This is a genomic window from Pseudomonas sp. UBA3149, from assembly GCF_002364655.1.
Lineage (GTDB): Bacteria > Pseudomonadota > Gammaproteobacteria > Pseudomonadales > Pseudomonadaceae > Chryseomonas > Chryseomonas luteola.
This window is the reverse complement of the sequence record NZ_DEYV01000012.1, coordinates 260,248-280,096: the sequence shown is the minus strand read 5'-3', so window position 1 is coordinate 280,096 and position 19,849 is coordinate 260,248. Positions and strand designations below refer to the sequence as shown.

General features: G+C 56.3%; 16 protein-coding genes and 1 tRNA gene. 9 read left to right on the top strand and 8 right to left on the bottom strand.

The genetic code is table 11. The features are described from left to right. Positions 1-222: 222 nt before the first annotated feature. The 4 genes from B3729_RS10685 to desA form a co-directional block, all read right to left on the bottom strand. Positions 223-1,536, bottom strand: a complete 1,314-nt coding sequence (locus B3729_RS10685; RefSeq protein WP_286787858.1) for an OprD family porin — start codon at positions 1,534-1,536, stop codon at positions 223-225. A gap of 276 nt (positions 1,537-1,812) precedes the next feature. Next, the gene (locus B3729_RS10680; RefSeq protein ID WP_286787857.1) at positions 1,813-3,177 is read right to left on the bottom strand and encodes an OprD family porin; all 1,365 of its coding nucleotides are present in this window, start codon (positions 3,175-3,177) and stop codon (positions 1,813-1,815) included. A 205-nt stretch (positions 3,178-3,382) separates the two neighbouring features. Continuing rightward, positions 3,383-4,354 carry a sensor domain-containing diguanylate cyclase gene (locus B3729_RS10675; protein WP_122041708.1) on the bottom strand — a complete coding sequence of 324 codons (972 nt, stop codon included), beginning with the start codon at positions 4,352-4,354 and terminating at the stop codon, positions 3,383-3,385. 109 nt (positions 4,355-4,463) lie between these two features. After that, on the bottom strand, positions 4,464-5,660 hold the full coding sequence (gene desA, locus B3729_RS10670) for a delta-9 fatty acid desaturase DesA (protein WP_286787856.1): 1,197 nt from the start codon (positions 5,658-5,660) through the stop codon (positions 4,464-4,466). 237 nt (positions 5,661-5,897) lie between these two features. Here desA and oscA point away from each other — a divergent pair, with 237 nt between their 5' ends. From oscA to B3729_RS10645, 5 genes are all read left to right on the top strand, one after another. Next, positions 5,898-6,080 carry a sulfur starvation response protein OscA gene (oscA, locus tag B3729_RS10665; protein ID WP_010795676.1) on the top strand — a complete coding sequence of 61 codons (183 nt, stop codon included), beginning with the start codon at positions 5,898-5,900 and terminating at the stop codon, positions 6,078-6,080. A 79-nt stretch (positions 6,081-6,159) separates the two neighbouring features. Further along, positions 6,160-7,158 (top strand): sulfate ABC transporter substrate-binding protein, encoded by a 999-nt coding sequence (locus B3729_RS10660; protein WP_286787855.1) that lies wholly within the window; start codon positions 6,160-6,162, stop codon positions 7,156-7,158. Positions 7,159-7,237: 79 nt separating this feature from the next. Then, entirely contained in the window at positions 7,238-8,056 is an 819-nt protein-coding gene (gene cysT / locus B3729_RS10655) for a sulfate ABC transporter permease subunit CysT (RefSeq protein ID WP_010795678.1), read from the top strand. Between the two features lie 9 nt (positions 8,057-8,065). Then, complete coding sequence (gene cysW, locus B3729_RS10650) at positions 8,066-8,929, top strand: sulfate ABC transporter permease subunit CysW (protein WP_286787854.1); 864 nt, start codon at positions 8,066-8,068, stop codon at positions 8,927-8,929. Further along, positions 8,929-9,897 carry a sulfate/molybdate ABC transporter ATP-binding protein gene (locus B3729_RS10645; protein WP_286787853.1) on the top strand — a complete coding sequence of 323 codons (969 nt, stop codon included), beginning with the start codon at positions 8,929-8,931 and terminating at the stop codon, positions 9,895-9,897. The genes cysW and B3729_RS10645 overlap by 1 nt, the downstream gene beginning before the upstream one ends. 55 nt (positions 9,898-9,952) lie before the next feature. Here B3729_RS10645 and B3729_RS10640 read toward each other — a convergent pair whose 3' ends face one another. The 3 genes from B3729_RS10640 to gabD all read right to left on the bottom strand — a co-directional run bounded on the left by B3729_RS10640 (position 9,953) and on the right by gabD (position 14,329). Then, positions 9,953-11,053 (bottom strand): SMP-30/gluconolactonase/LRE family protein, encoded by a 1,101-nt coding sequence (locus B3729_RS10640; protein ID WP_286787852.1) that lies wholly within the window; start codon positions 11,051-11,053, stop codon positions 9,953-9,955. A gap of 294 nt (positions 11,054-11,347) precedes the next feature. Beyond that, positions 11,348-12,628, bottom strand: coding sequence for a 4-aminobutyrate--2-oxoglutarate transaminase (gene gabT, locus B3729_RS10635; RefSeq protein ID WP_286787851.1), 1,281 nt, complete (start codon positions 12,626-12,628; stop codon positions 11,348-11,350). A 252-nt stretch (positions 12,629-12,880) separates the two neighbouring features. Next, positions 12,881-14,329, bottom strand: coding sequence for an NADP-dependent succinate-semialdehyde dehydrogenase (gabD, locus tag B3729_RS10630; RefSeq protein ID WP_286787850.1), 1,449 nt, complete (start codon positions 14,327-14,329; stop codon positions 12,881-12,883). Positions 14,330-14,779: 450 nt separating this feature from the next. Here gabD and B3729_RS10625 point away from each other — a divergent pair. Further along, positions 14,780-14,856, top strand: a tRNA-Arg gene (locus B3729_RS10625). 69 nt (positions 14,857-14,925) lie between these two features. Here the strand turns inward: B3729_RS10625 and B3729_RS10620 are convergent. Further along, positions 14,926-16,134, bottom strand: a complete 1,209-nt coding sequence (locus B3729_RS10620) for an ROK family transcriptional regulator (protein ID WP_286787849.1) — start codon at positions 16,132-16,134, stop codon at positions 14,926-14,928. A 212-nt stretch (positions 16,135-16,346) separates the two neighbouring features. On the opposite strand from B3729_RS10620, the gene B3729_RS10615 reads away from it, so the two are divergent. Genes B3729_RS10615 through B3729_RS10605 form a run of 3 tightly spaced genes read left to right on the top strand, consistent with a single transcriptional unit; the run spans position 16,347 to position 19,822 of the window. After that, complete coding sequence (locus B3729_RS10615) at positions 16,347-17,738, top strand: APC family permease (protein ID WP_286787848.1); 1,392 nt, start codon at positions 16,347-16,349, stop codon at positions 17,736-17,738. Positions 17,739-17,781: 43 nt separating this feature from the next. Then, positions 17,782-18,774: an ROK family protein gene (locus B3729_RS10610; protein ID WP_286787847.1), complete on the top strand. Its 993-nt coding sequence runs from the start codon at positions 17,782-17,784 to the stop codon at positions 18,772-18,774. A 19-nt stretch (positions 18,775-18,793) separates the two neighbouring features. Then, positions 18,794-19,822, top strand: a complete 1,029-nt coding sequence (locus B3729_RS10605) for an SIS domain-containing protein (RefSeq protein WP_286787846.1) — start codon at positions 18,794-18,796, stop codon at positions 19,820-19,822. The last annotated feature ends 27 nt before the right edge of the window (positions 19,823-19,849 follow it).

Here is a 19,849-nt window from a genome sequence, read left to right as displayed (position 1 = left end):
ACGCCTTGTGTCTCCACTCCCTGGAAGATAAGGTCGTTCACTGACGCGTCCCTTGTCGGCGGCGCAAAACTAAATGTAAAAAAGTGTTTCGTCCATAACAAAGTGCCATCATTTCAGGCAAAACACTTTTTCACCGTTAGGCTTGAATATTCAGAGAAATTCTTTTCTGCCAGGTCCAGGCTTGATAAGGCTTGCCGTGTAACGACAAGCCTCTCAACCTCATCAGAGCAGTGGAATGGAGTAGTTGATAATAACGCGCGTTTCATCCTGATCACGCTGCCCGGGAAAGCCCGGCCGGTACATGGCATTTCTCACCGTAAGACCCACACCCTTCAAGACTCCTCTGGGCACCGTATACGACACGGTAAGATCACGCTCCCATTCGCTTCTGTCACCTGTTTGATAACGGGCATTATCACCATGCCAGTAAGCAACACCGGCATTGAGCCCTTGTACACCTACGTTTCCAAAGTCGTACGCGTAACGGACATGCCAGGTATCCTCACCCGCATGGATAAACTTGCCAATCTGGGCATTGGTGATGGTGTACAGGGTCTTGCCATTACCTTGCTCAAGGTAGGGGAAGTCACTGTTACCTTCCGAGCCCTGATACCCTGCACCCAACGTATGCCCCGCTACGCTATAGCTGAACATGGCACTGTACAGGCGGTTGTCGATTTTGCCCTTCACAGCACTTCCGCCATCGTAATACCCGTTGGCATAGTACGCAGGCTCATGCCCATTGGCGCCGTCGCTACGGCTGTCGAAATACCGTAGATCCGTTTTGAGCACACCAGAGCCTAGCGGCTGGCTATGTAGCGCGCCCAGGAAGTGCTGTTTGTAGAAGTCATCCAGGCTGCCATAGTAATACTGGAGCGTCAGGTTTCTGGTGAGCTGGTAATCAGCCCCTGCATAGCGAAACTGGTTGCTGTCCGCTTTGGATCCGGCAATGGAAACCGACTCATAATTGCTGGAGTTGCGGTCTTTGACGTGCTCGATCTGGCCTGCAATCAGCGTGAGGTTATCGAACTCTTTCGAGGTGATCTGCCCACCCTCGTAGGTTTGTGGCAACAGGCGCCCATCGTTGTAGTTGACCACAGGGAGCTTGGGCATCAGCGTGCCATAGCGCAGCTCAGTCCTAGACATACGAACCTTGGCGGTCAATCCCAGGCTACTGAAATCATCCGTGGAAGCGCCATCGCTTTCGCGGGGAAACATGGTTCCTGGCTGGCGACTGCCTTTGCCGATATGACTGCCGGAGTCCAGTTTCAGACCCAACATACCTATCGCGTCTACTCCAAAACCTACCGGCCCCTGGGTGAACCCGGACTGATAGTTGAGTATGAACGCCTGTCCCCACTCCTCGACTTTGGAAGGGTCCGTTGCCTTGCCGCCGCTTCGGTAGTCGGAGTTGATGTAGAAGTTACGCATGGACAGCGTAGCCTTGCTGTCTTCGATAAAACCGCCTGCTTGTGCGGCCGTATGCAAGGAAAGCAGCCCGATGGCAGTCGCCAGGGCAAAAGGGGAGGTATTCAAGGAGTGCTCCAACGCAATAACAACTTCTTGCAGCACCGGAGCGCTACAACGCTTAGAGCAAGAGGTTGGTATTGGATGGGCTGCCTTACCTCCTGCCGGAGGCGGCAAAACTAAAGTCAAACGTCTGGAGCGTCTACCTTTCAATGCACTCTTTTGGGGCAAAACACTTTTAGCCAAGTAGCGCTTTTTAGGCCGCTCACCTGTCGATACAGTATCCGCCGTGAGCACGTACAAAAAAGCCCGCCATAAAGGCGGGCTTTTTTCCGAACCGCTCTATTAGAGCAGCGGCAACGAGTAGCTGACGATCAGACGGTTTTCGTCTTGGTCGCGTGCACCTGGGACGCCAGAAGCATTTTGGGCAGAAGCTGGCAGGCCCGTGCGGAAGGAAGCATTCTTCCAGGAAAGACCTAACCCTTTGAAAGTACCTTGCGGGATAACATATGTGACCGTGAAATCACGTTCCCATTCGCTTCTATCACCACGACCTGTATCAATGTTATCGCCACGCAGATAGACAACACCAGCTGTCAAGCCGGGCATACCAACGGCAGCAAAGTCGTAGGAGTAGCGAACCTGCCAAGTATCCTCACCTGCACGATTGAACTTAGCGATCTGTGCATCAGTATTGATATATGCACTCGCGCCACCACCAGTATTAATAAACGGGAAATCACTGTTTCCGTTGCTGATTTGATAACCCGCAGCAACAGTATGCCCCTGAATAGTGTAAGCAAATAAAGCACTATACAGTTGGTTATCAACCTTACCCTTCAGCGTATTACCACCGTAATAACCGCTAGTGTAATAAGAAGAGGTATTATTATTTGCACCATCGTCTTTGCTGTTGAAATAGCGCAGATCGGTCTTAAAGGTACCTTCACCCAGTTTGATGCTATGACCCAAGCCCAGGAAGTGCTGCTTATAGAAATCTTCCAGGTTGCCGTAGTAGTACTGGAGGGTTAGATCTTTAGTTAGCTGGTAATCAGCCCCGGCATACCAAAACTTATTGGTATTTTCACCAGTAGCACTATTAGCACCGGCAATAGACAGATTATCACTGCTGCTTGATCCACGAGTTTTAGTCTTGGAAAGCTGACCGGCAGTAAATGTCAAATCCTTAATCTCTTTAGACTGGATCTGACCGCCTTGAAAGGTTTGGGGCAACAGGCGACCATCGTTAATAGTCACCACCGGCAGCTTGGGAGATAAGGTGCCGTAACGTAGTTCCGTCTCAGATACTTTGACTTTTGCCGTCAGGCCCAGGCTGCTGAACTCATTTTCATAGCTGCCATCTGTATCCAACGGGAAGCTGCCGCTAGCACTAGGCTGGCGCTCTGCCGTGGACTTGCCGAGACGGCCACCGCCATCCAGGCGCAAACCCAACATACCAACGGCATCAACACCAAAACCAACGGTGCCCTGTGTGTAACCGGACTGGTAGTTGAGCATGAAGCCCTGGCCCCATTCCTCGTTCTTCGAGGGCTTGGCAGAGCCATTGCGGTTATCTGTGTTGATGTAGAAGTTCCGCATCGAAAGCGTTGCTTTGCTGTCTTCTACGAACCCAGCAGCTTGAGCGGAGGAAAAGGCGTACAGAGACAAGCAAGCGCTGGCGACAGCCAGAGCCAAAGGCTTCTTACCCATGAAAATAGATGCTCCAAACTATTTTTGTGTTGCTACTGAACTTATCGGTCGATAAGAACAGAACTTAAGCGTAGACCACTAGCAACACCGTTTTAACGCTATTTGAAATAAGGTTTCCCCGTCTTATTTCATATAGCTATTAAAACCGTCATTACTGACCGGTTCCCTTGCAGGGGAGCAAACTAAATGTAAAAAGTGTTTTCGTCTAGCCCTGGACGATCTGATCTTTACCCTGCCGCTTGGCCTTGTACATGGCCTCGTCAGCACGAGCGTAGAGGGCATCGAGCCCTTTGTCGTCTTCCTTGAGAACGGCCAATCCCTGACTGATCGTGACCCGCAAGGGGCCCTGGGGAGTGGGCACCATCAACTGGCGTACTGCTCGTTGCAAGCGTACCCCAATTTGCTCCGCCAGCTCTCGATCACAGCCCGGCAGCAGCAGCGCAAACTCTTCTCCACCGATGCGGCCAAACAGGTCGCCCCGGCGGATCATTTGGGCACCACATTCAGCCACACGCTGAAGCACCAGATCGCCCATCTGGTGACCGAAGCGGTCGTTGATTTTCTTGAAGTCGTCGATATCGAAAAGCAGAAAAGCCAGCGGCTCAGCGGTCGTTTTAGCCAACTCAAAGGCACGCTGTGCGCTTTCGAAGAAGTGACGTCGGTTACTGCTGCGCGTAAGCACGTCAGTTGTCGCCAGGCGCTGGAGTTCTTCCTCCATGCGCTTTTTCTCGGTGATGTCTTCGGCGATACCGACGACCAGCAGCGGCATACCGGCTTCGCTGCGCTGGCTGACGAAGCACTTGTCGCTTAGCCAGCGAATTTCTCCGTCCCCTCGAATAATGCGGTATTCACGGGATTCCATGGCGCCTTGCTGAAGCACCTGGTTAAGCGTTTCCTGAACATATTCGACGTCATCGGGGTAGACGTTATTTATCCAGACGTCGTAGCTGGTCATGGCCAGGGCGATCGGCCGACCAAATACCTGCTCATAGGCAGGGCTTACATAGATGACTTCACCAGTCTGCCAGTTGAGTGCCCACAGAACCGAATTAACGCTTTCAAGCAGAGCGCTAAAGAGTCTTTCACGTTCCCGCAGACGCTCAGCCTCAGCACGCGAATGCAGTAACGCGAGCATTGTTTCATCCGCAGAAAGCGGACCTAGCAGCTGTTCGTCCATAATGTCGCCGTTATATCAATCCAGCAGCATAAGAACATCATTCGGGTTTCCAGTTCCGCTGCCGAAAAGACAAAAGCCCGCCATTTGGCGGGCTTTTGTTCAAGTTTATTTAAGAAAGCGCTGAAGCCGTTGCTGGTCGCAGTGAGTACGTCTTCAAATGCTCTGCAAATTCCTTCAAGGATTGGATGCCACTTGTCTCCGCCTCGACAATCCACTCCTTCATGGCCGCTAGCATGTCATGTCCGTTGGCACTGGTCTTGATCCAGATATGCTGTAATGCCAAACGTTTCTCATAGATCAGTTTGAGCGACTGACTTTGCTCAAGCAGTGATTGAATTGTAGCGTGTTGGCGCTCTTTGAGCAGACTGGTTTCACGGGACAGCAAGCGCTTTGCGCTGCGGATCAGCGGCCGCTTGGCTGGATCGGCCGTGCGCCACTCCTGCTTGACCAGGGGAGCGATGACCTGCTTTCGGTACTGCGCCATGATCTGGAAGCGATTGTTGAGAATTGCCATGGCCGTATCCATATCGAGCAGCCCTTTCCCCTCCACGCGATGCGCGATGGGTGCCACGCGATTGACCTTTGCCAGCTTGAGCCAGGAAAAGAGCTTGATCCAGGCCCAGCCCATGTCGAACTCCCACTTCTTGACCGACAGCTTGGCCGAGTTCGGATAGGTATGGTGGTTGTTGTGCAGCTCTTCGCCACCAATGATGATGCCCCAAGGGATCAGGTTGGTAGCCGCGTCGCGGCACTCGAAATTGCGATAGCCCACCGCATGCCCCAGGCCATTGACCACACCGGCTGCCCAGAAAGGAATCCAGGCCATTTGGATAGCCCAGACGCTTAGTCCGAGCGTACCAAACAGGGCGATGTCGATAAGAAACATGAGCAGGATGCCGCCGTTGGGATACCGGCTGTATACGTTACGCTCGAGCCAGTCGTCCGGGCAGTTCTTGCCGTAGATGCGCAAGGTTTCTTCGTTCTTGGCTTCCGCTTTATAGAGTTCGGCGCCTTTGCGCACGACCGTACTGAGCCCTTTGAAAACCGGGCTGTGAGGATCGTCTTCGGTTTCGCATTTGGCGTGGTGCTTACGATGAATGGCTGTCCATTCACGGGTGTTCATGGCAGTGGTCAACCACAACCAGAAACGGAAAAAGTGCTTGAGCGCGGGATGGAGATCCAGCGAGCGGTGAGCGGAATAACGGTGCAGGTACACCGTGACGCTTACGATGGTGATGTGCGTGAGCACCAGCGTAACCGCAATCAGTTGCCACACTGAAAGATCGAGCAAGCCGTTGTACCACATAGTGCTGGCATTACCTCAGAGGGGGTAAGAATGAATACGCTCAGTGAACAGGCGTTCGCCCATTATTACTGAGTATTTACAGATGTCCACTCATGCTTTTGCTACGAATAATGTCACCGTTCGGCTTCTTAAAACCTTAAAGCATAAGAAAATCACTAAACAGTATTTTAAGAAATAAGCCGTTTCCATCACTATGCGCTCACGCCGTTAACACGACATGACGATCAGGAAGACTCCATGAGCGCAACGCCCTTTCGTAGTCTGGATAACCACAACGACACCATTCTTCACGATATTCAGAACGCCCTGCAGGGCCTGCGCTTCGGCTCGGTCGAGATCACCGTGCATAACGGGCAGGTCGTGCAGATTGAACGCAAGGAAAAGTTTCGTCCACAGCTACCTTCCAATAATAAGGCTTGAACGTCTATGCGACGTTCGTGCCATGCCACCGTCTATCCTAGTAGCCAATTCTAAATAAAAAGTCACAAGGAGCCGTTTCATGTTCATCCGCCGTTTCGCTTTGGCCGCGCTGGCCAGCGTATTGATTGCAGGGCCGGCCGCAGCCGCAACGGAACTGTTGAATGTGTCTTACGACCCGACACGTGAGCTGTACCAGGAGTACAACGCGGCGTTCGCCAAGCACTGGAAAAGCGAAACGGGTGAAGGCGTTACCGTCAAAAATTCGCATGGTGGTTCAGGCAAACAGGGGCGCTCGGTGATCGATGGGCTACGGGCGGATGTAGTCACGCTGGCCCTTGCAGGCGATATTGACCAGATCAGCAGCATCGGCAAGCTGCTGCCAGATAATTGGCAGACTCGTCTTCCCGATAACAGCACGCCCTATACTTCGACCATTGTTTTCTTGGTGCGCAAGGGTAACCCGAAAGGTATTCATGACTGGGCCGACCTGACCAAAGAAGGTGTAGAAGTCATAACACCCAATCCGAAAACGTCTGGCGGGGCTCGGTGGAATTTTTTGGCAGCCTGGGCCTGGGCCAAGAAACAGTACGGCACTGACGAGAAGGCACAGGCTTATGTGCAAGACCTCTATAAGCATGTCCCTGTACTGGATACCGGGGCGCGCGGTTCGACCATCACGTTCGTGAACAACCAGTTGGGCGACGTGCTCATTGCCTGGGAGAACGAGGCCTTTCTGGCCAAGAAGGAACAAGGCGGCGATCAGCTCGAGATCATCGTGCCGTCACTGTCCATTCTGGCTGAGCCGCCGGTAGCGGTGGTGGACAAGGTGGTCGATCGCAAGGGGACACGCAAGATTGCCGAGGCCTACCTGCAGTACCTGTACAGTGAAGAGGGCCAGCGTATTGCCGCGAAGAACTTTTACCGTCCGCGTAACGAGAAGGTGGCTGCCGAGTTTGCCCAGCAGTTTCCGAAGCTTGAACTGGTAACCATCGATGACGCCTTTGGCGGCTGGAAATCGGCGCAGCCCAAATTCTTCAATGATGGCGGGGTTTTCGACCAGATCTACCAGGGCCACTGATGCCCGGATGAGCTCCACAGAATGGTCCCGGCTAACCGGGGCCTTTTGCCAGGTCTGCGGGCCTGACTAAGGACACACTATGTCGCGTCGTACTTCCCCAGTCATACCCGGCTTCGGATTGACCCTGGGCTACACCATTGTCTACCTCAGCCTTCTTGTGCTGATTCCGTTGGGGGCCATGTTTGTCCATGCCGCCCAGCTTACGTGGGACCAGTTCTGGGCCATTATTACCGCACCGCGCGTCCTGGCCGCCTTACGCCTGAGCTTTGGCACTGCGTTTGCGTCAGCTGTTATCAACAGTGTTATCGGGATACTGCTGGCCTGGGTACTGGTCCGCTACACCTTTCCCGGACGCAAGATCATCGATGCCATGATCGATCTGCCCTTTGCGTTGCCAACGGCCGTTGCCGGCATTGCTTTAACGGCGCTGTATGCTCCGGCCGGACTTATTGGCAGCCTGCTCCAACCGCTGGGCATCAAGATTGCGTTCACCCCGTTGGGTATCACCCTGGCGTTGGTGTTCGTCACGCTGCCGTTCGTGGTCCGTACCGTGCAGCCTGTACTGGCGGACATTCCCAAGGAAATTGAAGAAGCGGCAGCCTGCCTCGGCGCCAAGCCATTGCAGGTGTTTCGTCATGTTCTGTTACCGGCGATTCTTCCGGCGTGGCTGACCGGCTTCGCCCTGGCATTTGCTCGCGGTGTGGGCGAGTACGGCTCGGTCATCTTTATTGCCGGCAACATGCCGATGAAGACCGAAATCCTGCCGCTACTGATCATGGTCAAGCTTGATCAATACGACTATACCGGCGCCACGGCCATTGGCGTGATGATGCTGGTGGTGTCGTTCATCCTGCTGCTGGGCATCAACCTCTTGCAGCGCCGTATCGAGCATCCTTGAGGGAACACCATGAACACATCGAATCTCCCCTCCCTCAGTGCCGCTCGGCGCGGCAGCCCCTGGGGACGTCGTATCCTGATCGTAGCTACCTGGGTCGTATTTACACTGTTCCTGTTGCTGCCCCTGTATATCGTCCTGTCGGAGGCCCTTAAGGAAGGGTTTGGCACGTTCTTTAGCGCCATTATCGAACCGGATGCCTTGTCAGCGCTGAAACTGACGCTCATCGCGACCGGTATATCGCTGCCACTGAACGTGGTGTTTGGCGTGGCTGCGGCTTGGTGCGTGAGCAAGTACGAGTTTCGAGGCAAGAGCATCCTGGTTACGTTGATCGATCTGCCCTTCTCTGTTTCGCCGGTCATCGCCGGTCTGGTGTATGTGCTGCTCTTCGGCGCGCAGGGACTGCTGGGCCCATGGCTGCAGGATCACGATATTCAGATCGTGTTTGCCGTCCCTGGAATCGTGCTGGCCACCCTGTTTGTCACCTTTCCCTTCGTGGCACGCGAACTGATCCCGTTGATGCAGGAGCAAGGCACGCAGGAAGAAGAAGCTGCACGACTCCTGGGCGCCAGTGGCTGGCAAATGTTCTGGCATGTCACCCTGCCCAATATTAAATGGGGCCTGATCTATGGCGTGGTGCTTTGTAATGCACGTGCCATGGGTGAGTTCGGTGCGGTATCGGTAGTATCCGGTCACATTCGCGGTGTCACCAATACACTGCCGCTACATGTCGAGATCCTCTATAACGAATACAACCATGTGGCCGCGTTCAGCGTGGCCTCGCTGCTGCTGGCCCTGGCCCTGCTGACCCTGCTGTTCAAGCAGTGGAGCGAAAGCCGCCTAGCCAGCCAGAACAGCACTCGGGAGACGCATTGATGAGCATTGAAATCCGTAACGTCAGCAAACGCTTTGGTGCCTTCCAGGCGTTGAACACTATCAACCTTGATATCCAGAGCGGTGAGCTGGTCGCCCTGCTCGGTCCTTCCGGCTGCGGCAAGACCACCCTGCTGCGGATTATTGCCGGCTTGGAAACACCGGACAACGGCAACATTGTCTTTCATGGTGAAGACGTCTCCGACCGTGACGTGCGGGATCGGAACGTAGGCTTCGTGTTCCAGCATTACGCCCTGTTCCGCCACATGACCGTGTTCGACAACGTGGCGTTTGGCCTGCGCATGAAGCCCAAGCGCGAACGGCCCAGCGAGAAAGTGATCGCCGAAAAGGTCCATGAACTCCTGAACATGGTTCAGTTGGACTGGCTGGCAGACCGCTACCCTGAGCAGCTGTCCGGCGGCCAACGTCAGCGGATCGCCCTGGCGCGTGCGCTGGCAGTAGAGCCGAAGATTCTGCTGCTTGATGAACCGTTTGGCGCGCTGGATGCCAAGGTGCGTAAAGAACTGCGCCGCTGGCTGGCTCGTCTGCATGAAGAAATCAACCTGACATCTGTCTTCGTCACCCACGATCAGGAAGAAGCCATGGAAGTGGCGGATCGTATCGTGGTCATGAACAAGGGCGTGATTCAGCAGATCGGCTCGCCGGGTGAGGTGTATGAGCAACCGGCCAGTGATTTCGTCTATCACTTCCTGGGCGACTCGAACCGCCTGCAGGTAAACGGCTCGGAAATCATGTTCCGCCCCCACGAAGTCTCCATCAGCCGGGAGGCACTCACAGGGCATCAGCCTGCCGAAGTTCGTGATGTTCGCCCGCTGGGTGCGACCACACGGGTGACGCTACGCGTGAATGGTCAGGATGAGCTAATCGAGGCAGAGGTCATCAAGGATCACGACAGCCTTATTGGCTTGCACAAAGGGGATGCCTTGTATTTCCGCCCCACCGTCAGCTGATCCTTATTATGAAAGCAGTCAGCCGTTGCCCGGCTGGCTGCTTTTTTATTGCCTGCTATAAATAGATCGCACCGCGCGTATTCACATACAGCGAATAGAGCGAGTGGCTGCTCGCCATGAAGAGGCGGTTACCGTTCAAACCACCGAAGCATAGATTCGGGCAGCGCTCCGGCAAACGGATATGACCGATCGCCTTGCCGGCCGGGTTGAAGACCATCACGCCGTCTAGCTCCTCCGGCTTGGCCTCCGGGACACCTGGGCTTCCCCAGCCACACCAAAGGTTGCCGTCTTCGTCGCACTTGATACCGTCCAGTGCCCCGTAATTTACACCTTCGATATGCTTGCGCCGCTCACCTAACGTACCGTTATCGTTGACCACATAGGCCCAGACCAGACGGTTCGGCTTGGCACGCCCCTCGACCACATACAGAGTCTTTTCATCTGGCGAGAAGCACAGGCCATTGGGCCCTGCCAGATTATCGATCACCCGGGTAACCGCTCCCGTCTTGCCATCGATACGGTAAACCCCATGAGGCAGCTCGGTCTGGACTTTATGCCCTTCATAGTTACTGTCGGCCTGGAACGGTGGATCGGTAAACCAGATGGAGTCGTCACGCTTCACAGCAATATCGTTAGGCGAGTTGAAGCGCTTGCCCTCGAACTGATCCGCCAGAACAGTGATGCGACCGTCGTATTCCATCCGCGTGATGCGGCGGCCTTCATGAGTAGTGGTTGACCCTTCGCAGATCAACAGGCGGCCCTGACGATCCCGGCACAAGCCATTGGAGTAATTGGAAGAATCATGGAAAACGCTCAGGCTACCGGTAACCTCGTCCCACCGCATGATGCGATTATTGGGAATATCACTAACCAGCAGATACCGACCGTCACCAAACCAGACCGGCCCTTCGAGCCAGCGCATGCCGGTGCCGAGCTTTTCAATGCTCGCGTTGAAAATACGGTATTTAAGAAAGCTCTCATCCAATACCTGGACCAGCGGATCCGGGTAACGCTCACTGAGCGGTTCGGGGCTTGCGGCTTCTGCAAGACCGAAGCGGCCCAGGGTTACAGACGCAGCCGAAAGGACGAGCGATGTTTTGAGAAAACGCCTACGGGTATCGTCAGCCGTAGCGCCATGCTGCTGTTGATCAGCCATGGGGGCATTACTCCTTGTTCTTATTATAAATAGCCGCCGAAACGTGGCGACGGGCCTGTCATCCTCCCGACAGCAACGCCCACATTGGCCGCTCGTGCTGCATACAGCACAGGAGCATTCGAAGAGGAAAGACAGACTCTAGACAAGTCATCGTATGACTTGCAAGAAAAAGGCTAACGAACATCGCGCAAAGCGGCCTAAAGGCTCTAAATCAGCGCCTTAAATCATCAAACAACTTTTTTTGCAGACAATAAAAAACCGCCGCGAAAGCGGCGGTTCTTGTCACACAGCAGATCAGGCCAGTTCGTCGAAGCACTCGCCGATAATGCTAATACCACGCTGCAGATCTTCATCGCTGACAGTCAGCGGAACCAGGATGCGCAGGACGTTCCCATAGGTGCCGCAGCTGAGCATGATCAGGTTCTTTTCACGGGCACGAACCACAATCTGGCTGGCCAATGCACCGTTGGGCTTGTGGACGTCACCATCTTCACCCAGCTCGACCGCAATCATGGCACCCAGGCCGCGCACATCGACAATCGTCTTGTGCTTGGCAGCGATGGCCTTGAGGCCTGCCGTCAGCTGCTCGCCCACAGCCTTGGAGCGGTCCAGCAGTTTTTCTTCCTCAAACGCATCGATGACAGCCAATGCCGCCGCACACGCCAGCGGGTTACCGGCATAAGTACCACCCAGGCCGCCAGCGCCCACGGAATCCATCACAGTTGCGCGGCCCGTAACGCCTGATAGAGGGAAGCCGCCCGCGATAGACTTGGCAAAGGTGACCAGATCAGCATCAACGCCCATCTGCTCCATCGCGAAGAAAGTACCGGTACGGCCCGCACCCGATTGAACCTCATCGGCAATCAGCAGGATGCCATGGTCGTCGCACAGCTTGCGCAGGCGAACCATGAATTCTTTCGGTGCTGCATAGAAGCCACCCTCGCCCTGCACCGGCTCAAGAATGATCGCTGCGATATCACCCGGCTGTGCGTCGTTCTTGAACACACGCTCCACGCTGGCAATGGCGTCGTCAACGGTGATGCCATGCAGCTCACAAGGGTACAGGGCACGGAATACACCGCCCGGCATCAGGCCCATGCCAGCCGAGTAAGGAGCGACCTTGCCGGTAAGCGACAGGGTCATCATAGTACGGCCGTGGTAGGCGCTGGTGAACGCGATGACACCGGCGCGCTGAGTGGCTGCACGGGCAATCTTCACCGCATTTTCAACGGCTTCAGAGCCTGAGTTGAACAGTGCGGTCTTTTTGGGGAAGTTGCCCGGCACCAGCTGGTTGAGCTTTTCGCAAAGGGCGACATAGGGCTCGTACGCCAGTACCTGGAAGCAGGTATGGGACACCTTTTTAAGCTGCTCCTGCACGGCCGCCACTACCTTGGGATGCAGGTGGCCGGTGTTCAGCACAGCGATACCGCCGGCAAAATCCAGGTATTCGTTACCTTCGACATCCCACACCTTGGCATTCTCGGCGCGGTCGACAAAGATCGGGTGAGTCTGCCCAACGCCACGGGGTACAGCGGCGTTACGGCGATGCATCAGGGAAGCGTTTGTATCAGTCATGGTGTCCTCTTGAGCTGCTCATCGTCAGCCAGATAGGGAGTAAAAGCGAGCACCGGTCGCAGGGCAGCATACGATGATCGACTGCCAACAACGCCAGCCACTCGCCGGAGGTAGTGCGTTACCACACCGTTCGCCCAAGGCGATGACACCCTGAGCGAGGGAACCACAAGACGGCTACCGGAAAACGGGTCTGGCCTTGGGCCAACCGGGGTCCGATAACTATCAACGCCTGTTAACCAGACGCCGTGGCGATCAAACACCCAGGCAGAGGTATTTGATTTCCAGATAATCTTCCATACCGTACTTGGAGCCTTCACGACCCAGACCGGACGACTTCACGCCACCAAACGGTGCCACTTCGGTAGAGATCAGGCCGGTATTGATACCCACCATGCCAGACTCCAGCGCCTCAGCCACACGGAAGACGCGGGACAGGTCGCGGGCATAAAAGTACGCGGCCAGACCGAACTCGGTATCGTTCGCGCGGGCAATGGCTTCTTCTTCCGTCTTGAAGCGGAACAGCGGCGCCAGCGGGCCGAAGGTTTCTTCCTTCGAGACTTTGGCGTCTGCCGGTACGTTAATCATGATGGTCGGCTCAAAGTAGCTGCCGCCCAGCTGGTGAGCCTTGCCGCCTGTGATCACCTGGGCACCGTGGGACACGGCGTCCTCGATGTGCTCCTTGACCTTGGCAGCCGCCTTGTCGTCGATGAGCGGGCCAATCGCAACGCCCTCTTCCAGGCCGTTGCCCACTTTGAGCTTCTCGACCGCTGCCTTGAATTTCTCGGCAAACGCGTCGTACACACCATCCTGCACATAGATACGGTTGACGCAGACACACGTCTGGCCCGCATTGCGATACTTGGAGATGAGGGCGCCCTGAACGGCGGCATCCAGATCGGCATCGTCAAATACAATGAACGGTGCGTTACCACCTAGCTCCAGAGACACCTTCTTAATGCCTGGGGAGCACTGCTCCATCAGCTTGGCTCCAATTTCGGTAGAGCCAGTGAAGGACAGCTTGCGAACAGTCGGGTTGCTGGTCAGCTCGGCGCCGATTTCGGACGCGCTGCCTGTGACCACGCTCAGCACCCCTTTCGGAATACCGGCACGCTCGGCCAGCTCGGCCATGGCCAGCGCGGTGAATGGCGTCTGGCTGGCAGGTTTGATGACCATGGTGCAACCGGCTGCCAGGGCAGGGCCGGCTTTACGGGTGATCATGGCTGCCGGGAAGTTCCAGGGCGTAATCGCCGCAGTCACGCCAATCGGCTGCTTGATAACGATAATGCGCTTGTCCGCCTGATGGCCGGGGATGGTATCGCCATAAACGCGCTTGGCCTCTTCAGCAAACCACTCAATAAAGGAGGCGGCATAGGTGATCTCGCCCTTGGCTTCGGCCAACGGCTTGCCCTGCTCCAGCGTCATCAGGCGGCCCAGGTCGTCCTGGTTCTCGATCATCAGCTCAAACCAGCGACGCAGCTTCTGCGAACGCTCCTTGGCCGTCAGATCACGCCAGGCCGGCAGAGCACGCTCAGCTGCCTCGACGGCGCGCTTGGTTTCTGCGCGGCCCATCTTGGGTACTGTTCCGAGGGTTTCGCCCGTGGCCGGGTTGCCTACGTTGATCGTCTGGCCGCCGTCGGCATCCATCCAGGCTCCATCAATGTAAGCCTGCTGTCGGAACAGTGAAGCATCTTTCAATTGCATGAAGGTCTCCTCGAAGAGATTTCAGGTCGACGGGGCCACTTTATTAAGCCCCGCTGACAATATTCTGAATGGGAAAGGCAACAGCGCTTTCCGTTCAACTCTTTTATCGCGAATCGATAACCATCCCTCACCCTGAATTCAAAGGGTTATGGGAAGGCATTGATTGGCGGTATACAGCGGAACACGGCCCATCGCCGGACGGGCCGATGGATGACACAGCGAACGTCTGCCAAAGCGAAGCGGCAAGCGTTCAAAATCTCAAACGCATGCTAGGCTTCCGCTAACATAAGCGCAATATGTGTTCGATAAAAACAACGCACGCTGCTTTATAGAAGAAATAAACCGTCAGAGAAGCTACGAAGCCAACCCGCTGATTTTGCTTGGAAACACGAACGCGCAACAGGGCATGGACGTTCCGCCCTGACATGAGTATCATGTCGCCCTCGTAACGCATCCGTAGCTCAGCTGGATAGAGTACTGCCCTCCGAAGGCAGGGGTCGTGGGTTCGAATCCCGCCGGATGCGCCAGATACCTGTTTCCACATGCGCTGCATGTAGCGAAACACCAAAAGCCCGCCTTGTGCGGGTTTTTTGTTCTTATCCCCTTTCGGCTTTGAGCAGCGTTTCATAATGCGGGCTGATTTCGGTCAGGATGACTAGGGCTGCCGCGCCTAGGGCGACGGTGTCCGGGCCGGCGGCGCCGAGTTGGATGCGGGGGTATTCACGGTCTGGGCGGCGGCTGACCGAGACGGGTAGCGGCGCTAGTCGGTTTACCAGTTGCTTGAGAATTGGCTCAGGCAGAAAACCGCTGATGAGGATAGTTTGCGGGTCCAGGAGGGATTCGAGGATGTTGATGGCTTGTCGCAGGGCAGGTACGGCCTCATCAAGCCAGGCGTCAACGCCTTGCCTGAAGGCGGCGGTGTTGCAGTCCCAGGTGGCAATATCCTGATCGGCGGTTTGTCCCAGGTGTTCAAGCAGCGAGGCGATGGACACATACCGCTCCAGACAACCCGTGTTTCCGCAGTAGCAGACCTTGCCGTCAGGAATAACGGACATGTGGCCAATCTCCCCGGCGTTATGCCAGTGCCCGGGATACAGGCGATTCTCCAGATACAGCCCTGCCCCCAGGCCGCTGCCAATGAAGAGATGCACAAAGTTTTGCAGATCGCTGGCAACGCCGTGTAGCCGCTCGCCCATGGTGGCGGCGGTTGCGTCGTTTTCGATAAGCACGGGCAATTCCAGCGCCTCTTCAAGGCGCGAGGGAATGGCTGGGTCATCCCAGCCGGATAGGGCTGTCGGGCCAACGGCAGTGATGCCTTCCACGTCGAACGGCCCGGGTAAGGCAATACCGACACCGATGAAGCGATGCGAGGGAAACTGTGCCCGGAAGCGGCCAACAGTTTCAGTGAGCAGGGGCAGCGCTTCGTCAAAGGTGGGGTAATCGACCGGCAGGCTGGCCTGCGCCTGACACTCTCCGAGTAGATCAAGCAGCACGGCAATGATGCGATGCTGCTCGACATGAAAGCCGATGGCATAGCCGCCCTGAGGGTTGATCGACAGGGGAACGGGGGGCTGGCCCCGGCCAACCTTTTCCGGCGCATGGGCGAGCAGCACGCCCTCCTCCTGCAGCTCCGTCACGATGTTCGAGACGGTTTGAGCGGTAAGGGAGGTCAGCCTTGTCAGGTCGGCACGGGTCAGCCGTCCACCCAGGCGGATGGCTTCCAGAATGACCCGACGATTATGCAGGCGGGCGTGTTCGGCATTGGTGCCGGTGGTCACGATGCGTTTGGTAGATGCCTTTCTCATGTTTACATCATCAGGAGCGCGCATTAATTAAATCAAGTTGAATTAATATAAAGCCTATGGTTTTCTAAGGGTGGTTCGCTGTTTGGCATGTGCTCACCTGACCAAAGCGATCCCTTCACTACAACAACAATGCCGAATCGGTAGAGCCGATCGATGGCACGAAGAATCTTTCATCTGCCCACCCTTTACCTTTCGAGCGAAGAGATCGTCCTATGCCGTCATCACCCGTAACCGGCCAGCCCTCCTCCGGCCTCAAGAAAAAACTTGGTCTGTTTCCCGCCACTACGCTCAACATGAGCCAGATGTGTGGTGTGGGGCCTTTCATTACCATTCCAACCATGATTGTCATCATGGGCGGCCCACAGGCCTATCTCGGCTGGATACTGGGCGCCCTGCTGGCCCTATGCGATGGTCTGGTATGGGCGGAGCTGGGTGCGGCATTGCCAGGTGCCGGGGGTACCTATGTGTACCTGCGCGAGGCCTTTGGCAAACGCACGGGAAAGCTGATGCCCTTTCTGTTCATCTGGACGGCGATGCTGTTCATTCCGCTGATCATGTCCACGGGAATCATCGGGTTCGTTCAGTACCTCACCTGGTTCTGGCCGGACATGAGCCAGACGGCAGGCAATGTGATTGGCCTGGGGCTTATCTGGCTGATCATCGGGCTGTTGTGGCGCAAAATCGAGTCGGTCGCCAAGCTGGGCATTGTGCTGTGGGTGATCATGCTGATCAGCATTGGCAGTCTGATTGCTGCAGCCCTCTCCCACTTTCACCCTGAGCTGGCCTTCAGCTTTCCCGAGGGGGCGTTTGATCTTTCCGACAGTGGCTTCTGGCTTGGCATGGCTGGAGGGCTAACAATCGGAATTTACGACTACCTAGGCTACAACACCTCGGCCTACCTTGCTGGTGAGGTTGACCAGCCGGGCCGCGTGATTCCCAGGTCCATCATCTTTTCGATTCTCGGCATTCTCGCCATTTACCTGTTGATGCAGGTGGGCGTGCTGGGCGTCGTGGATTGGCATCGCATGCTTGATCCCAATTCGGCGGCTTATAAATCCGTGGCCTCGGTGGTACTGAGCGAAACATGGGGCGCTACAGCAGCCAATGTCGTGACGGTTCTGATTCTGATCACTGCGTTGGCTTCGGTGTTCGCAGGGCTTTTGGGTGGCTCGCGGGTGCCGTATGAAGCGGCGAGGGACAAGGTGTTCTTCCAGGCGTTTGCCAAGGTGCATGCCCGCCATGAGTTCCCGACGTATGGGCTGCTGAGCATGGGTGTGCTGACGTCGATCGGCTTCATGATCGGCCGGTTGAGCGACCTGACCACGCTGATCCAGCTTCTGACAACCGTCATGATTCTGGTGCAGTCTGTTGCCCAGATCATTGCACTGTTCGTGCTGCGCAAGAACCAACCGCACCTGAAACGGCCTTATGCGATGTGGCTTTACCCGGTGCCGGCCGTTATTGCGCTGGTGGGCTGGGTCTATATCTACATGGCCTCCAACCATAACGCACCCGGTGCCTACCCGATCCAGTGGTCATTGGTCTGGCTGCTGGTGGGTGGCGGCGCCTATCTCCTGTGGGCGCGTACACACCGGCTCTCCTGACTGTAGCGCCATGACACAAGCACTTGAAAGAGAGAGTCTTACCATGCCTGATCAGGGCGTACTGCTGGCCATCGATGTTGGCGGTACTAAAACCCACATTGCCTGCTATGACCCCGCCAGCGAACAGCTGGCGACTCGGGTCCTGGCGACCCATGCCGAGGGCCTGCTTGGCGAGCCGGCCCTGATGCGCCTGCTTGAGGCCGCACGGGAATGTGCACAGCAACTTGGCGCAACGACCATTCGCAGCGTGGCGGGCGTATTCCCAGGCGTTGTACGTGCTCATACCTTGCTGATGGCGCCCAATACACCCGGCTTTGAAGGGCTTGATCTGCACGGTTTGATTGCTCAAGGGTTGGGTACGCCTGCGGTCATGCTGGACAACGACGTCAAGGCCGGTGCACTGGCCGAGACGCGCTGGGGCAGCCTGCAGGGTATCGATCATGCCCTCTACCTGAACCTGGGCACGGGGCTTTCTGCCGCAGCCATTGCCAATGGGCAGCTGATCCGTGGGCATAACGGCGCCGCCATGGAAATTGGCTATATGTTGTCGCCCTTTCTAGACCCTGAGCGCGTGTCGGACTGGTACAGCCACGAGCAAGGTGGCGCCCCGCTGGAGGAGCTATTTTCCGGAACGGCCCTGAATCAGCTGGCCGTTGAGCTACTCGGGCCGGGCCACCAGGCGCTCGACCTGTTCACCAGCCAGGAGCCTCGCGCTCAGCAGGCGCTGCATGTGCGGATTGCTGCCTGCACCGCTCAGGTGGCCAATCTGGCGATCGCCCTGGATGTTGGCCGCATTGCCATTGGTGGAGGGCTTTATCGGCAAGCGGCAACGCTGGCCCCGCTCATCAAGCACATGATCAACCGTACTGTTCCCTTTGCGCCTGAGATCGTCACGGCGCATTTCACGCACGACGCGCCTCTATGGGGCGCGCTCAGTATGGCTATGGATGCCGTCGGGCTTGCCTTTATTCCCGAGCAGATCCTGAGCCAAACCGAGCTTCTTTCCACACTGGACGCTACAGCGTCCGAAGGTTGACGTCCCGAAGGTAACTGCAATGTCCCTGATGCTGAATGAAACCCAGTCCATTCCTGCCGTCCTGCAACGCATGCTGGACGACAACAGTGCTGTTACGGCACTGGCAGACCGTCTGGCTCGCAATCTGCCCGACCTCATGATGACCGTGGCGCGGGGCAGCTCGGATCACGCAGCCGCCTATTTTGCTCATCTGATGATGTGCCGGATCGGCATTCCCAGCCTTTCCATGCCGCTTTCGCTGGTCAGCCTCAATCAGCCGCCCCTGCGCTTCAACAATGCCTGGGTGGCGGCGCTTTCCCAATCTGGCAAGAGTCCGGACCTGATTGCCAGCGTTCGTTATTTGAAATCCCGCGGCGCTCGGGCGACTGCCCTGGTAAATACGCCCGATTCGCCTCTGGCGGCAATTGCTGATGGTGAGGTCTTGCTGCCTGCCGGACTTGAGCAAAGTGTGGCTGCCACTAAGAGCTATGTTGCCATGCTTATGGCAGCTGCCCAGACGGTAGGTTATCTGGAGCGCAACCTGGGTATAAAGTCGGACCTGCTACAAGCGCTCCAGACATTGCCTCAGCAGATGGAGCGTGCCCTGGAGGCAGACTGGTCCAGGGCCATCGAGGTGCTGACACCGGTCGACAAGATGCTGATCATCGGCAGAGGCCCGGCCCTCCCGATTGCCATGGAAGCAGCTCTGAAGCTTAAGGAAACCTGCGGCATACAGGCCGAAGCCTTTTCCAGTGCAGAGGTTAAACACGGCCCGATGGAGATCATCACCGAAGGGTATCCGGTTCTGATCTTTGCACCTGCCGGCCCTGAGCAGGCCGGCACGCTAGCGTTCGCCCAAGAGATGCGTGCGCGTGGGGCCAAGGTATTGGTGGCTGCAACCGAGGATAATGACGGCGTCGATTTACCCAGCGCCCGGACCGACCATGCCATGCTGGAGCCTTTCACCTTGATCCAGAGCTTTTATGTTCTTGCCGAGACACTGGCCAAGGCGCGCGGCTGCAATCCTGATCAGCCGCGTTACCTGAAAAAGGTGACCGAGACGCATTGATGAGCGCCTGCACGCTCTCGCCATGAA

Coding starts and splice junctions, on each gene's coding strand:
- cysW (WP_286787854.1), top strand. CDS start 8,066: ATGAACACATCGAATCTCCCCTCCCTCAGTGCCGCTCGGCGCGGCAGC.
- B3729_RS10610 (WP_286787847.1), top strand. CDS start 17,782: ATGCCTGATCAGGGCGTACTGCTGGCCATCGATGTTGGCGGTACTAAA.
- cysT (WP_010795678.1), top strand. CDS start 7,238: ATGTCGCGTCGTACTTCCCCAGTCATACCCGGCTTCGGATTGACCCTG.
- B3729_RS10660 (WP_286787855.1), top strand. CDS start 6,160: ATGTTCATCCGCCGTTTCGCTTTGGCCGCGCTGGCCAGCGTATTGATT.
- B3729_RS10645 (WP_286787853.1), top strand. CDS start 8,929: ATGAGCATTGAAATCCGTAACGTCAGCAAACGCTTTGGTGCCTTCCAG.
- gabD (WP_286787850.1), bottom strand. CDS start 14,329: ATGCAATTGAAAGATGCTTCACTGTTCCGACAGCAGGCTTACATTGAT.
- gabT (WP_286787851.1), bottom strand. CDS start 12,628: ATGACTGATACAAACGCTTCCCTGATGCATCGCCGTAACGCCGCTGTA.
- B3729_RS10640 (WP_286787852.1), bottom strand. CDS start 11,053: ATGGCTGATCAACAGCAGCATGGCGCTACGGCTGACGATACCCGTAGG.
- B3729_RS10680 (WP_286787857.1), bottom strand. CDS start 3,177: ATGGGTAAGAAGCCTTTGGCTCTGGCTGTCGCCAGCGCTTGCTTGTCT.
- B3729_RS10605 (WP_286787846.1), top strand. CDS start 18,794: ATGTCCCTGATGCTGAATGAAACCCAGTCCATTCCTGCCGTCCTGCAA.
- oscA (WP_010795676.1), top strand. CDS start 5,898: ATGAGCGCAACGCCCTTTCGTAGTCTGGATAACCACAACGACACCATT.
- B3729_RS10675 (WP_122041708.1), bottom strand. CDS start 4,354: ATGGACGAACAGCTGCTAGGTCCGCTTTCTGCGGATGAAACAATGCTC.
- desA (WP_286787856.1), bottom strand. CDS start 5,660: ATGTGGTACAACGGCTTGCTCGATCTTTCAGTGTGGCAACTGATTGCG.
- B3729_RS10620 (WP_286787849.1), bottom strand. CDS start 16,134: ATGAGAAAGGCATCTACCAAACGCATCGTGACCACCGGCACCAATGCC.
- B3729_RS10615 (WP_286787848.1), top strand. CDS start 16,347: ATGCCGTCATCACCCGTAACCGGCCAGCCCTCCTCCGGCCTCAAGAAA.